General features: G+C 32.8%; 13 protein-coding genes and 1 other annotated feature. Of the genes, 1 reads left to right on the plus strand and 12 read right to left on the minus strand.

Annotated elements, in window-relative coordinates; translation table 11 throughout:
- Nucleotides 1-7: 7 nt before the first annotated feature.
- Nucleotides 8-2,638 carry a valine--tRNA ligase gene (locus JG553_RS05475; protein WP_000425353.1) on the minus strand — a complete coding sequence of 877 codons (2,631 nt, stop codon included), beginning with the start codon at nt 2,636-2,638 and terminating at the stop codon, nt 8-10.
- Nucleotides 2,639-2,681: 43 nt separating this feature from the next.
- Nucleotides 2,682-2,983, minus strand: a binding site (T-box leader).
- 57 nt (nt 2,984-3,040) lie between these two features.
- On the opposite strand from JG553_RS05475, the gene JG553_RS05480 reads away from it, so the two are divergent.
- Nucleotides 3,041-3,601, plus strand: a complete 561-nt coding sequence (locus JG553_RS05480) for a DNA-3-methyladenine glycosylase I (protein WP_001001228.1) — start codon at nt 3,041-3,043, stop codon at nt 3,599-3,601.
- A gap of 222 nt (nt 3,602-3,823) precedes the next feature.
- On the opposite strand, the gene JG553_RS05485 is transcribed toward JG553_RS05480, so the two are convergent.
- The 11 genes from JG553_RS05485 to tig form a co-directional block, all read right to left on the minus strand.
- Entirely contained in the window at nt 3,824-4,897 is a 1,074-nt protein-coding gene (locus tag JG553_RS05485) for an AbrB family transcriptional regulator (protein ID WP_001240848.1), read from the minus strand.
- A gap of 33 nt (nt 4,898-4,930) precedes the next feature.
- On the minus strand, nt 4,931-5,032 hold the full coding sequence (locus JG553_RS05490; protein ID WP_001788970.1) for a hypothetical protein: 102 nt from the start codon (nt 5,030-5,032) through the stop codon (nt 4,931-4,933).
- 60 nt (nt 5,033-5,092) lie between these two features.
- Nucleotides 5,093-6,379, minus strand: coding sequence for a glutamate-1-semialdehyde 2,1-aminomutase (hemL, locus tag JG553_RS05495; RefSeq protein WP_001270868.1), 1,287 nt, complete (start codon nt 6,377-6,379; stop codon nt 5,093-5,095).
- 47 nt (nt 6,380-6,426) lie between these two features.
- Complete coding sequence (gene hemB, locus JG553_RS05500) at nt 6,427-7,401, minus strand: porphobilinogen synthase (RefSeq protein WP_000667126.1); 975 nt, start codon at nt 7,399-7,401, stop codon at nt 6,427-6,429.
- Nucleotides 7,402-7,403: 2 nt separating this feature from the next.
- Nucleotides 7,404-8,072: a uroporphyrinogen-III synthase gene (locus JG553_RS05505; RefSeq protein ID WP_000805950.1), complete on the minus strand. Its 669-nt coding sequence runs from the start codon at nt 8,070-8,072 to the stop codon at nt 7,404-7,406.
- Nucleotides 8,073-8,093: 21 nt separating this feature from the next.
- Nucleotides 8,094-9,020, minus strand: coding sequence for a hydroxymethylbilane synthase (gene hemC / locus JG553_RS05510; RefSeq protein WP_001230228.1), 927 nt, complete (start codon nt 9,018-9,020; stop codon nt 8,094-8,096).
- Nucleotides 9,021-9,061: 41 nt separating this feature from the next.
- Nucleotides 9,062-9,877, minus strand: coding sequence for a cytochrome c biogenesis protein (gene ccsA / locus JG553_RS05515; RefSeq protein ID WP_001157329.1), 816 nt, complete (start codon nt 9,875-9,877; stop codon nt 9,062-9,064).
- Nucleotides 9,878-9,898: 21 nt separating this feature from the next.
- On the minus strand, nt 9,899-11,245 hold the full coding sequence (gene hemA / locus JG553_RS05520) for a glutamyl-tRNA reductase (protein ID WP_000545467.1): 1,347 nt from the start codon (nt 11,243-11,245) through the stop codon (nt 9,899-9,901).
- Between the two features lie 216 nt (nt 11,246-11,461).
- Nucleotides 11,462-12,052: a ribosome biogenesis GTP-binding protein YihA/YsxC gene (gene yihA, locus JG553_RS05525; protein WP_000867697.1), complete on the minus strand. Its 591-nt coding sequence runs from the start codon at nt 12,050-12,052 to the stop codon at nt 11,462-11,464.
- Nucleotides 12,053-12,205: 153 nt separating this feature from the next.
- On the minus strand, nt 12,206-13,468 hold the full coding sequence (gene clpX / locus JG553_RS05530; protein ID WP_000472302.1) for an ATP-dependent Clp protease ATP-binding subunit ClpX: 1,263 nt from the start codon (nt 13,466-13,468) through the stop codon (nt 12,206-12,208).
- Nucleotides 13,469-13,618: 150 nt separating this feature from the next.
- On the minus strand, nt 13,619-14,920 hold the full coding sequence (tig, locus tag JG553_RS05535) for a trigger factor (RefSeq protein ID WP_000127573.1): 1,302 nt from the start codon (nt 14,918-14,920) through the stop codon (nt 13,619-13,621).
- Nucleotides 14,921-14,967 lie beyond the last annotated feature (47 nt).

Consider the following 14,967-nt stretch of genomic DNA (forward strand, 5'->3'; position numbering starts at 1 on the left):
CTAACTCCTATGCTTTTAATTGTTCAATTCTTGCCTTCACACCATCATATTTTTCTTGATAATCTTGTTTTTTACGTTTTTCTTCATTTATAACCTTTTCAGGTGCTTTACTTACAAAGTTTTCATTAGAGAGCTTTTTATCTACTCTATCTAATTCGCTTTGAAGTTTAGCTAATTCTTTTTCCAAACGGCTGATTTCCTTATCCATATCAATTAGCCCTTCTAATGGTAATACCACTTTACCTGCAATTACAACTGATGTCATTGCTTTCTCAGGAATTTCCACGTCAGTGCTAATATTTAAGGTACTAGGATTACAGAATTTGATTAAATAATCTTTGTTTTGTGATAAAGTTGTTTCAATTTCTTTATCTTTAGCTTGAATTAAAATAGGTATTTCTTTAGACAATGGCGTATTTACTTCTACACGTGATTGTCTTACAGATTTAATGATTTCAACAAGTTGTTGCATTGTTTGTTTACTTTCTTCAAAAATCAATGATTCACGCACTTCTGGCCATGAAGCTTTAACAATTGTGTCACCTTCATGTGGTAAACTTTGCCATATTTTCTCTGTTACAAATGGCATGAATGGATGTAGCATTCTCATAATATTGTCTAAAGTATAACTCAATACTGAACGTGTAACTTGTTTTTGTTCTTCATCATTACTATTCATTGGAATTTTACTCATTTCAATGTACCAATCACAGAAATCATCCCAAATGAAATTATATAATGCACGTCCAACTTCGCCGAATTCATATTTGTCACTTAAATCAGTAACTGTTGCAATCGTTTCATTTAAACGTGTTAGAATCCATTTATCTGCTAATGATAAGTTACCACTTAAATCGATATCTTCAACTTTAAAGTCTTCACCGATATTCATTAAACTGAAACGTGCCCCATTCCAGATTTTATTGATAAAGTTCCACACTGACTCAACTTTTTCAGTTGAGTATCTTAAATCATGTCCTGGAGATGAACCTGTTGCTAAGAAGTAACGCAAGCTATCAGCACCGTATTCGTCAATAACATCCATTGGATCCACACCATTACCTAATGATTTACTCATCTTACGCCCGTCTTCAGCACGAACTAAACCGTGTAATAATACATCATTAAATGGACGACGATCTGTAAATTCTAAGCCTTGGAATATCATGCGTGCTACCCAGAAAAAGATAATATCGTAACCTGTAACTAAGGCATTTGTTGGGTAGTATCGTTTAAAGTCTTCACTTTCTAAATCAGGCCAACCTAACGTAGAGAAAGGCCATAAAGCACTTGAGAACCACGTATCTAATACATCTTCATCTTGTTGCCAATTTTCAATATCAGTTGGCGCTTCTTCTCCAACATATATTTCGCCTGTTTCTTTATGATACCAAGCCGGAATTTGATGACCCCACCATAATTGTCTTGAAATCGTCCAATCTCTAATATTTTCCATCCATTGGTTAAATGTATGTTCGAAACGTTGCGGATAAAAATCAATACGATCATCTGTTTTTTGGTTATCTAATGAACGTTTCGCTAAGTCTTCCATGCGCACAAACCATTGTGTTGATAAATATGGTTCAACAACAGCGCCAGATCGTTCTGAATGACCTACAGAATGAACATGATCTTCAATCTTGATAACTAAATCTTGTTCTTTTAAATCTTTAACTAGCTGTTTACGACAATCAAAACGGTCCATACCTTCATATTTACCCGCTTTGTCGTTCATTTTACCATTTTCATCCATAACGATAATATTTTCTAATTGATGTCTTTGACCAATTTCAAAATCATTAGGGTCATGTGCTGGTGTCACTTTCATAGCACCAGAACCGAAGTCTATATCAACATACTCATCTGCTAAAATAGGCAGTTCGCGTCCTACGATTGGTAATATAACAGTTTTACCGATTACATCTTTGTATCGTTCGTCATTAGGGTTAACAACAATCGCTGTATCACCTAACATCGTTTCTGGTCTTGTTGTTGCAATTTCAATAAAACCTTCACCATCAGCGTAAGGATATTTAAAATGATAAAACGCACCTTGAACATCTTCATGTATTACTTCAATATCAGATAAAGCTGTACGTGCTTTAGGATCCCAATTTATAATACGTTCGCCACGATAAATAATTCCTTTATTGTATAAATCAACAAAAACTTTTTTAACTGCTTTACTTAAACCTTCATCTAAAGTAAAACGTTCTCTACTATAATCTAAACCTAGACCTAATTTAGCCCATTGCGCACGAATAAATGACGCATACTCTTCTTTCCAATCCCATGCCTGTTCTAAAAACTTTTCACGACCAAGATCATATCTAGTTATTCCTTGTTCATTTAATTTAGCTTCTACCTTTGCCTGTGTCGCAATACCAGCATGATCCATACCTGGTAAGTATAACGTATCGTATCCTTGCATACGTTTCATACGTGTAATGATATCTTGTAAAGTCGTATCCCATGCATGTCCTAAATGTAATTTACCAGTTACATTTGGTGGCGGGATAACAATTGTATATGTTTCTTTTGATTTATCTTCTGACGGTTTAAAATAACCATTCTTTACCCATTCTTCATAACGTCCCGCTTCAACTTCACGAGGATCATATTTTGGTTTCATTTCCATTTGCTATACCTCCTAAAAAAATAAAAATATCCATCCTATATACAAATAGGACGGATATTCCGTGGTACCACCTATATTCAAGAAGGATGATTAATATCAAATTCACTCTTTTAACATAATTGGAATAATCATACCAATACTATCATCGTGAAATTTGAAATGCTTCATCTCTTCAAGCACTCTAGATTATGATTAACGCTCAAACACGTCTTAGCCTACTATTAATCACGTTCAGCTAAGATACTCTGTGGGCTACCTTCAGTAAAAATCATTTACATACTCACACCAAATCATATGCTCTCTTTAAAATAATTTGAACTTACTCTTCCCAAATCCTATATTAAACTCTTAACTTATAGTATAATGATTGACAAAATAAGTCAATGTATAGGTGGGAATAAAATGAATGAATGCGCATTTGGTACTAAAGATCCAGTCTACTTAGACTATCATGATCATGTATGGGGACAACCGCTCTATGATAGCAAGGCATTGTTTAAACTTTTAGCATTAGAATCACAACATGCTGGGCTATCTTGGTTAACTATTTTAAAAAAGAAAGAAGCCTATGAAGAAGCATTTTATGATTTCGAACCAGAAAAGGTAGCACAAATGACCGCTCAAGATATCGACCGCTTAATGACTTTTCCAAATATCGTTCATCATCGTAAAAAATTAGAAGCAATTGTTAATCAAGCTCAAGGGTATTTAAAAATTGAACAAGCATATGGTAGTTTTAGTAAATTTTTATGGTCATATGTAAATGGTAAGCCTAAAGATTTGCAGTATGAACATGCTTCTGATCGTATCACAGTTGATGATACTGCAACACAACTATCTAAAGATTTAAAACAATACGGGTTTAAATTTTTAGGTCCAGTAACAGTATTTTCGTTTTTAGAAGCAGCCGGTTTATATGATGCACATTTACAAGATTGTCCATCAAAGCCTAAACATAATTAATTTGCTATAGCATCATAAAGTAAACGAGACATCATCTATTTTTAACTAATAGACTGTCTCGTTTTTTAATGTGAAAATTTATTCAAATCATAAGTTAAAGTTCCAAGTTAATGCTCTGCTAATATTAGATATCTTAATCTAAAAATAGATGTACAACCTTTGCTTAAACCTTAATAATGAATTCTATCCTAAGCATAATTCAACTTAGATGGATGATAGTTTCTAATCTTCACGCTTATTCGAACGATATTTTAAAAAGTAATTAATTCCTGGTGCAATAATAAATAGGATGAAAAAGATTCGGAAAATATGATAACTCGTAATCATAGCAACATCGGCACCAGTAGCTAATGCAACTAAAACTATCTGATTAACCCCTCCTGGTGCTGCACCAAGAAACAATTCATTAATAGGATTATTATCAAAGAAATGTATGATATAAACCATGATTAGCGCACCAATTATCAACATAATATTTTGAATTGTAATTGCGATTGCTAGTCTACCTTTTAAATCTGACAATAAATGCGCAATTTGAACTCCAATTCTAATCATATATATTAGTTGTGCCATGTTCAACAACCAATGATCTAGTGTAAATGTTAAACCTGTAGAAAAATTCCAAACAATTAATACAATGAGTGGTGCTAATAATTGAAATGTTGGAAACTTTATTTTAGACATAATTAGATAAACTATAAAGATAGCTATCGCTAAAATAACTATTTGCCCTATGTTTAATACTTGTGATAAAGGCAAGACTTTTGTTAACTTTCCATTCGCATGCATGTTACCATCATGAAAAAAATATGAAATGAACGGTACTAAAACAACAACAAATATAATTCGTGATGTTTGCGTTAAGCTAACAACTAACAAATTAGCACGTTTGTCTTGTTCAGCCATGACCAGCATTTGTGTTAGTGCTCCTGGTATAACACTTAAAATAGCTGTTTCTGTATTAATACGTGCAATTTTTTTAAAAACAAATGCCATTACTATTGCAATTAATAATATCGAAATAGATACAACAATAATCGAAAGCCAATTGTTTTTAATATCCATAACGACATTTTTCGTAAACGTTGATCCGATTTGCACACCTAATAGTACAATACCTAATTCACTAAGTAAGAATGGCCATTTAATATCAAGTTTGAAAACTTTTACACAAATGATTGATGCGATAATAGGACCAAACATAAATGGAAGTAATACGTGCGATGAATACAGTAGAATACTAATAAAAAATGATAAAACGAACACAATGAAATTATTTCTATATATCATTGCCATGTTTTCCACTTCTTTCAATAAAAAATAAAATGACTAAATTGCTGCTTGAGCTTCACGTTTGTTAAGATAACAATATCCGCTAGCAGTTTTGACTACAAAGCATATATGGACTTTCACTATCAAGTCGCCGCCCATGCCTTATATACATTTAAAAAGAGCCTGAACAAAGTTCAGGCTCTCAATTTGTCCGTATATTTATTTTACAATACGACTTAAAGCCGTATCAAATGCTTGAATCGTTTTTTCAATATCTTCTTTCGTGTGTGCCGTAGATAAGAATGTACCTTCAAATTGAGATGGTGGTAAAAACACACCTTCTTTTGCCATTTCTCGATACATTTCTGCAAATAATTTCAAATCACTTTTATTCGCTTGTTCAAAATTAGTTACAGGTCCTTCATTTAAGAAATAACCAATCATTGAACCTGCTCTATTTACAGTTATTGGTACATTGTGTTTAGCAAATACACGTTTTAAACCGTCTTCAAGTATATCGCCTAACATATTAAAATACTCATATGTCTCTGGCGTTAATTGGCTTAACGTTTCATAACCACTTGTCATTGCAAGAGGATTTCCTGATAACGTACCCGCTTGATAAATATTTCCTAATGGTGCTATATGATCCATGATTTCTTTTTTACCACCAAATGCACCTACAGGTAGTCCTCCACCGATAACTTTTCCTAAGCAAGTTAAATCTGGTGTCACACCAAAGTAACCTTGTGCACAATGATAACCGACTCTGAAACCAGTCATTACTTCATCGAAAATTAGCAATGCGCCGTATTCAGTCGTAATATCTCTTAATCCCTGTAAAAAACCTTCAATCGGCGGTACGACACCCATATTACCAGCAACAGGTTCTACGATTACACCAGCAATATCGTTTCCAAATTTTTCGAAAGCGATTTTAAGTGCATCTAAATCATTGTATGGAACTGTAATTGTATTTTTAGCAATACCTTCAGGCACACCAGGAGAATCCGGCAATCCTAATGTTGCCACCCCAGAACCAGCTTTGATTAATAACGAATCACTATGACCATGATAGCAACCTTCAAATTTCACAATTTTATTTCTGCCAGTATAACCACGTGCTAATCTTAAAGTATCCAATGTAGCTTCTGTACCAGATGACACCATACGCACTTTTTCTATTGAAGGTACTCGGTCAATAACGAGCTGCGCCAATTTATTTTCAAGTAATGTTGATGCACCAAAACTTGTACCTTTATCAATTGCTTCATGTAAATGACTAATAACTTGAGGGTCTCTATGTCCTAAAATAAGTGGTCCCCAACTTAGTACATAGTCGATATACTCGTTACCATCGATATCATAAATTTTTGAACCTTTACCGTGATCCATAAAAATTGCTGGTGTATCTACTGATTTAAATGCGCGTACTGGACTATTTACACCACCAGGCATTAAAGTTTCAGCAACCTTCATTGCTTCTTCTGATTTCGTATATCTCATAAAGTAAATTCCTCCTACAGTTTATGGAAAATCATAAATATAAAACCTTATTTATCTAAATAGCGACAAATGTCCTTTGCAAAATACGTAATAATCATATCAGCACCTGCACGTTTCATTGAAACCATTTGTTCCATAACGACACGTTCTTCATCTATCCAACCATTTTGTGCCGCTGCTTTAGTCATACTATATTCTCCACTCACATTATATGCAACAACTGGAACATTCGTATGATTTTTAACATCTCGAACTATATCTAAATAACTTAGAGCAGGTTTAACAATCATCATGTCGCACCCTTCTTTAAGATCACTTTCTAATTCACGAAGTGCTTCCAAACGGTTAGCAGGGTCCATCTGATACGTTTTTCTATCCCCAAATGATGGCGCTGAATCTGCTGCATCTCTAAAAGGTCCAAAGAAACTTGATGCATACTTGACACCATAACTCATTATAGGAATATTGTAATAGCCGGCTTCATCTAATCCACGACGAATTTCAGCAACAAAACCATCCATCATATTACTTGGCGCAATAATATCAGCACCAGCTTCCACTTGAGAAATTGCTGTTTTAACAAGTAGTGGCAATGATTTATCATTGTCAACGTCATGTGTATGGTCATCAATCACGCCACAATGACCATGATCAGTATATTCACATAAACAAGTGTCTGCAACAATTAATAAGTCATCATACATTTTTTTAGCAATACGTGTTGCCTGTTGAATAACACCATCGTGAATGTATGCACCAGTACCTATATCATCTTTTGAGTTTGGAACACCGAAAAACATAATGGCACGTATGCCTAAGTCATAAGCTTCTTTTAATTCACTTTCAAGTAAATTCAAACTGATTTGGTATACACCTGGCAATGACTTAATTTCTTTTTTCACATCGTCTTTTTCAACTACAAAAATTGGATATATTAAATCTTCTTTTCTTACATGATTCTCTCTAACCATATCTCTCATTGTCGCTGATGATCTCAATCTTCTATGTCTATCAAATTTCATTTTTAGCCCCTACTTTCTAAAATCTTTTCAATTAGTGATTCGAGTGTTTGAATTTCTGCAATTGTTACTGGTTGTTGATATGATTTAATGGTCCGTGCTGTTTGTTCTCCAATAGCAAAATACGACTTGAATTTTGGTACAAATCCTTCATTAAAATAATAACGTACTGCCGACGAACTTGAAAATGTTAATGCATCGATTTGTTGATGTTCTATCATTTCTTTAACATCTTGTATATTTTGTTTGTTAGGCACTGAAGTATATAAATCTATTTTAACAACTTCATTATCTTTAGATAACGCTGCTAATAACAATGGTCTCGCCAATTCACTCGAAGGCAAAAGTATTTTTTGGTTAGTTTGATTAAATGATTTTAAAAATCCTTCTTGAGAAAAGTCGTTTGGCATAAAATCAACTCGAATGCCAAGTGATTCACAATATTGCGCTGTCTTACTTCCTATCACAGCAATGTTATCAACATTAATTCCTTTTAGATATTTATAAAAGAATTTCACAGCATTTTTAGATGAAAAAATAAGCCAGTCATAGCGTTGATTTAACAAATGAATATCAAAATTTAGTGGCTTTATATCAATAAAGGGTTTGTGAATAATTGATACTAAATCACTTTGCATGTCATTTGTTTGTGTCATAACTACAACTGGCTTCATATTTAAACGTCACTCCATTATTTAATGTTGTTCATTTAAGCGTTTTATAATTTCATAAGCACCTTGCTCTTTTAATTTGTTACTCACTGTTTTGCCTAACTCAACCGGATCTGTTCCGTTCATTGTATATTCAAATCGTTCTTTACCATCTGGGGTCATAATTAAACCTGTAAATTCGATTTCGTTTTGATCTGAGATTGTAGCATATCCTGCAATTGGCACCTGACAACTACCATCCATTTCTGCTAAAAACGTTCGTTCAGCAGTCACACATTTTGCAACCTCATCATTATGTACTTTGCTTAATAATGTTAATAGTTCTTCATCGTCACTACGACATTCTATCCCTAAAGCACCTTGTCCGATTGCAGGTAACAATGTATCTCTATCAAGATAAGATGTTACAATATCATCTGACCAGCCCATTCTTCTTAAACCAGCTGCAGCTAAAATAATCGCATCATAATCTTCAGTTTGTAACTTTTCTAATCGTGTATCTATATTACCTCTAATCCATTTAATCTCTAAATTAGGATACTTAGATAATATTTGTGCACCACGACGTAATGAACTAGTACCAATAATACTGCCTTCTGGCAATTGGGATAGTGGTGTATGTGTTTTAGAAATATACGCATCAAAAGGTAATTCTCTATCAGGGATACAACCTAATGTTAAACCTTCCGGAATTACACTTGGTACGTCTTTAAGCGAGTGTATTGCCATATCGATATTTTTTTCAAAAAGTTCATGTTGTATTTCTTTAACAAATAAGCCTTTGCCTCCGACTTTAGACAATTGTTTATCTACTATACGATCGCCTTTCGTGACAATTTCTTTAATTTCAATTTCTAGATTTGGCTCGACAGCTTTTAATTTATCAATAAATTGCTGGCTTTGTGTTAAAGCTAATTTACTTCTTCTGGAGCCAACGACTAATTTACGCATGTTCAATTCCTCCTAGGAACGGATTGCTCTAGATTATTTTCTCAATTCACAAAATGTGTTGCAAAAAATAAATTAATCATATTTAAGCAAAATAAAATAATGTTATAGTATATTAAATATCTTGAATTCAACCATTTGTTGATTCTAAGTAAAATATAACTTCCATATAATACTGTAATAATTGAAGAGAGTATTACCTTCGGGTCAATGAATATACGTTCACCAACTGAAATTACACCCCACTGTGTACCTAAAATAATACTAAATATGAGAATTATCCACCCACTTAACGTTGAGTAAAACACAATTGATTCAAGTGTAGCAACGCTACCAATTCTAAAGTATTTTTGATCAAAACGTTTTTCCTTCAAATTACGGTATTGCATGATATACAGTAATGCATTGACAAAAGCTAAGGCAAAGAAGACATAACTTAACACAGCTAGACCGATATGGACTAACAGTAACTCGTCTACAACAGCAATTTTCTGAACCTTATTAGTATAATGTGTCGGTTGAAATGTATTCATCCCTAAAAGTGTTAACCCTATTAAATTCAAGAAAAACACAGAGAAATTCAAAACTTTGATAAGGTTAAGAATTAAAGAGATTGAAATAATCAGCCAACTTAAAGTATAGAATACATCTGAAATAGACCCTAATGGAATATGTCTAGTTTGTATAATAAAAATAGATAAAGAGATTGTTTGTAAAACCCAAACAATCCCCAATAAATATATGCCTAAACTTCTAATCTTATGACTTTTTTGTACAAAATCATAAAAATAGCAAATGATACTGATTAAGTATATTAATAATATAATTTCATTGAATCGAATAAACAGGTTTTCTTGCATATTATCACCATATTAATATGCTTATTCAAAACTAAAGATACGTCGCGCTGAAATTTCCTTGACCTTGCTTTCTTTTTGTTGCTTCGCTTGCTCATGAGGACATTCAGCTTCGATATCAAATATATTTTGAAATAGCTCTAATTTTTCATTACTTTTCTTATCACTACTTAATTCTTTGGCCTGTTTAATAGGATCTTTCAACATTTGATTGATGATACTTTTTGTATGTTTAGATATAATTTTACGTTCTCTTTCGCTTAACCCTGGCAATTTACGATCAATACTGTCCATCGTTTCTGCTTGAATTGCCATAGCTTTTTCACGTAAAGCTCTAATCACTGGAACAACACCCAACATACTAATCCACTCATTGTGTGCATGTATTTCTGTAGGAATTTGTTCCGAAATTGTTGCAGCCGCTAATTGTCGCTCACGTAAGTTTGCATCAACTAAACCTTTTAAGTCATCAACATCATAATTAAAGATGTTTGTGATGGCACTAATACCAGGTTCAATATCTCGAGGAACTGCAATATCAATCAATACTAGTGAATCTTGCTTTCTATTTTCTGCAATTCTTTCTATCATTTCATTTGTAATGATATAAGATTGTGCACTCGTTGAACTAATCACAATATCTGCACTTTCAAGTAAATTTGGTAATGATGATAGTTCATCATATTTCACTTGATGCTTTGCTGCTAATTTCATAGCATTTTCAATTGTTCTATTTACTACTGTAATATCAGTAATTCCAGAACCAAGAAGATTTAATAGTGATAATTCACTCATTTCCCCTGCACCAATAATGATAGCTTGCTTACTTTTCAATTTGCCAAATACTTTTTTCGCCAACTCGACCGCAGCATAAGACACACTTACAGCATTATCAGCTATATCTGTTTCATTATGTGCTCTTTTTGCAAAAGTAATTGCCTGTTTAAATAGATGATTAAAAATTGTTCCTGTCGTACCTGTGCTTTGCGCTAAGAAAAATGCATCTCTTATTTGACCTAAAATTTGAGTTTCTCCAAGTACGATTGAATCTAAACCAGAAGTGACACGCAATAAATGTTCTACTGCTTCGTCCCCCACTTTTACTTCTGACATTGCTTTAATATCATCTACTTCAAATCCAAATGCACGAGCTAGAAATCGTTGAATATAGTAACGACCTGTGTGAATTTGATCAACAACAGCATATACTTCAGTTCGATTACATGTTGATAATATGACATTTTCTAAAATAGATTTAGTTTCATATAAATCTTCATGGGCAATTCGTAAGGCATCATCTCTAAAAGTAACTTGCTCTCTTAGTGCAACATCAGCTGTGCGATGATTTATACTAATTGCAATAAAATGCATTTGAAACGCCCCCATATATACTAACAATACAAATATTATAACATAATTTAAAATCCAATTAAGTACGATGCTTAAATAAATTATAATCTTTCTAATTTACTTTTGAGTTTTTGACAAAATGATGAACGTTGAAAAATGTTATCAATTGTGTACTAATTAAAAGTTTCGTGCTTACATTATTTTTAAAATTTTTGTATAAGTTTTGACGTACAAAAACTATGAAATATACGGTTCAATTAAATTCCATATTTGTTGTTGTTTATTATTTTGAATTGATGAATAACTTACAATTGTATCGTCTGGGTCCATATCTAATTGTGTCTTAATATTTTTAATATGCTTTTGAACCTTACCTTTTGGAATTTTGTCTTCTTTAGTGCATATAACTAAAGTAGGAATATCAAAATGTTTCAAATAATTGTACATTAAGATATCATCTTGTGTTGGATCATGTCTTAAATCAACTAATTGAATAACTAATTGCAAATTCTCTCTCTTAGTTATATATTCCTCAATCATTTTCCCAAATTTTTCACGTTGTGTTTTACTTACTTTAGCATATCCATACCCTGGAACATCCACAAAAATAAGTTGTTCATCTATATTATAAAAATTTAACGTTTGCGTTTTGCCGGGTTGCTGTGATGTACGTGCCATATTTTTTCTGCCAATCATACTATTGATAAATGTAGACTTACCTACATTAGATCGACCGCTCAGTGCAACTTCAGACAATTCTGTTTCTGGATATTGTTCTTCTTTTACTGCACTAATGATTAATTCTATATTATTAGGATTAACTTTCATTTTATATCCTCACTTTTTTATATTCTCTTTCAATTCTACCATTATATAATATTTGAACCTTTCGGTATACATTATAAAAAAGCTCCGATCAAAGTTAAACTATTTGAGCGTCAACTTTGATTGGAGCTTTTCACTTTTATAACACATCAATGATTAAGCTGATGTTTTACTATTATTAATTAAATTGCCTTCTGCGTCGTATAGTTCTGGTTCAGTTTCTTCATTAATTGTTTGTGCTGTAATAACTACCTTCGTTACATTTTCGTTAGAAGGCACATCAAACATAATATCGATTAACGATTCTTCTATGATTGAACGTAAACCACGCGCACCTGTTTTTCTTTCAATTGCTTTTTCACTAATTGCTGATAAAGCTTCTTCAGTGAACTCTAAATCCACATCATCTAATTCCAGCATTTTAGTATATTGTTTCACAAGTGCATTTTTAGGTTGCGTTAAGATGTTTTTCAACGCAGTTACATCTAATGTTTCTAAATTAGCTACAATTGGCACACGTCCGATAAATTCAGGAATCAAACCATAGGCTTGCAAATCTTCTGGGCGAATTTGTGCTAATAATGCTTGTTCGTCATATTTATCAGCTTCATTGCTTGAGAAACCAATAACTTTTTCACCAAGACGGCGCTTAATCACTTCTTCAATACCATCAAAGGCACCACCAAGAATAAATAAGATATTTGTTGTATCAATTTGAATCATTTCTTGGTTTGGATGTTTGCGTCCACCTTGTGGCGGAACACTTGCAGTCGTACCTTCTAAGATTTTAAGCAATGCTTGTTGAACACCTTCACCTGAAACGTCACGTGTTATAGATGTGTTTTCAGATTTACGTGCAATTTTATCAATTTCATCTACATAAATAATACCTTTTTCGGCTTTATCAATGTCAAAGTCAGCTGCTTGAATTAATCTCAACAAGATATTTTCAACATCATCGCCTACATAACCAGCTTCAGTTAAACTTGTCGCATCTGCAATTGCAAATGGTACATTCAACGTCTTGGCTAAGGTTTGAGCTAATAATGTTTTACCACTACCTGTTGGCCCAATTAATGCAATGTTACTTTTTTGTAATTCAACATCATCTTCTTTTGGTCCTAATTGTTGAATACGCTTATAGTGGTTATAAACAGCTACAGCTAAAGATTTTTTAGCTTTTTCTTGACCAATAACATATTCGTTTAAATGATCCATAATTTCTTTAGGAGTAGGTAATTCTGTCATCGCTTCAGAAGTGTTTTGAGCTAATTCTTCTTCGACGATTTCTGAGCATAATTCAATACACTCATTACAAATATATACACCACTTCCTGCTACAAGTTTTTTTACTTGATCTTGGTCTTTTCCGCAGAAAGAGCATTTCAAATTTTCTTCATCTTCATTGAATTTAAACATTCTTTTTACACCCCTATTCGTTAAAGACTATACTAGATTGGATGTTACAATGCAACATATTAACATACAAACTTTTTGCTTAAAGAATAGTAGCAGATACATAAGCTATGCATCTGCTACTCATTTTTGTAATTTAATATTTAATGAAGATTAATCTTCTTTAGTTCCTTCAACGAACTTTGCGTTATCTCTTAATAAATCGATAACTTTTTGGATACGAACATCATTTTTAATGATATCAGTATTACCTAAAGTATTTTTGATATCTTCAACTGAGATATTAAATTGTTTACTCATTTTTTCTAATTCTTTATCGATATCTTCATCAGTAGCTTCGATTTTTTCAGCTTCAGCGATCGCAGTTAAAGTTAAGTTAGTTTTAACACGTTGTTCTGCATCGTCTTTCATTTGCTCTCTTAATTGAGTTTCATCTTGACCTGAGATTTGGAAGTACGTTTGTAAATCTAAACCTTGTTGTTGAATTCTTTGTGCAAATTCAGACACCATACGATCTAATTCAGTATTAACCATTGCTTCAGGAATATCGATTGTTGTATTATCAGTAGCTTTTGTAATCGCTTCTTCTTTTTCAACATTTTCAGCATCTGTAGCTTTTTGTTCAGCTAAACGTTTACGTAAGTTTTCTTTGTACTCGTCTACTGTATTTGCTTCTGCATCTAATTCATTAGCAATTTCATCTGTTAATTCTGGGACTTCTTTAAATTTAATTTCGTTAACTTTTGTTTTGAAAGTTGCTTCTTTACCGGCTAATTCTTCAGCATGGTATTCTTCTGGGAATGTTACGACAACATCTTTTTCTTCGTCAACTTTCATACCTTCTAATTGCTCTTCGAAACCAGGTATGAATGAACCTGAACCGATTTCTAAATCGTAACCTTCAGCTTGTCCACCTTCGAATTCTTCTCCGTCAACTGAACCACTAAAGTCGATGTTAACTGTGTCGCCATTTTCAACAACACCATCTTCTTTAACGACCATTTCAGCTAAATGTCCTAAGCTGTGGTCAATCGCTTCTTGTAACTCATCATCAGATAATTCAGTTTCTTGTTTTTCAATTTCAAGACCTTTATAGTCTCCTAATTTAACTTCTGGCTCAACTGTAACTGTTGCTTCAAAAATGAAATCTTTACCTTTTTCAATTTGAGTAACACTTACTTCTGGTTGTGCAACTGGTTTAATATCAGTTTCGTCAATTGCTTCACCATAAGCATCTGGTAATAAAATGTCGATAGCATCTTGATATAATGCTTCTACACCAAAGCGTTGTTCAAAAATTGGACGTGGCACTTTACCTTTACGGAATCCAGGTACGTTAATTTGTTTAACCACTTTTTTGAATGCTTGATCTAACGCTTTGTTTACTTTTTCTGCAGGAACAGTAACAGTTAATAAACCTTCGTTACCTTCCTTTTTTTCCCAAGTTGCTGTCATGTATATATACCTCCATGATTAACTAATTTATTTTTTCAACTTCCCTA

Source organism: Staphylococcus sp. T93, assembly GCF_016743875.1.
Taxonomy (GTDB): Bacteria; Bacillota; Bacilli; order Staphylococcales; family Staphylococcaceae; genus Staphylococcus; species Staphylococcus aureus.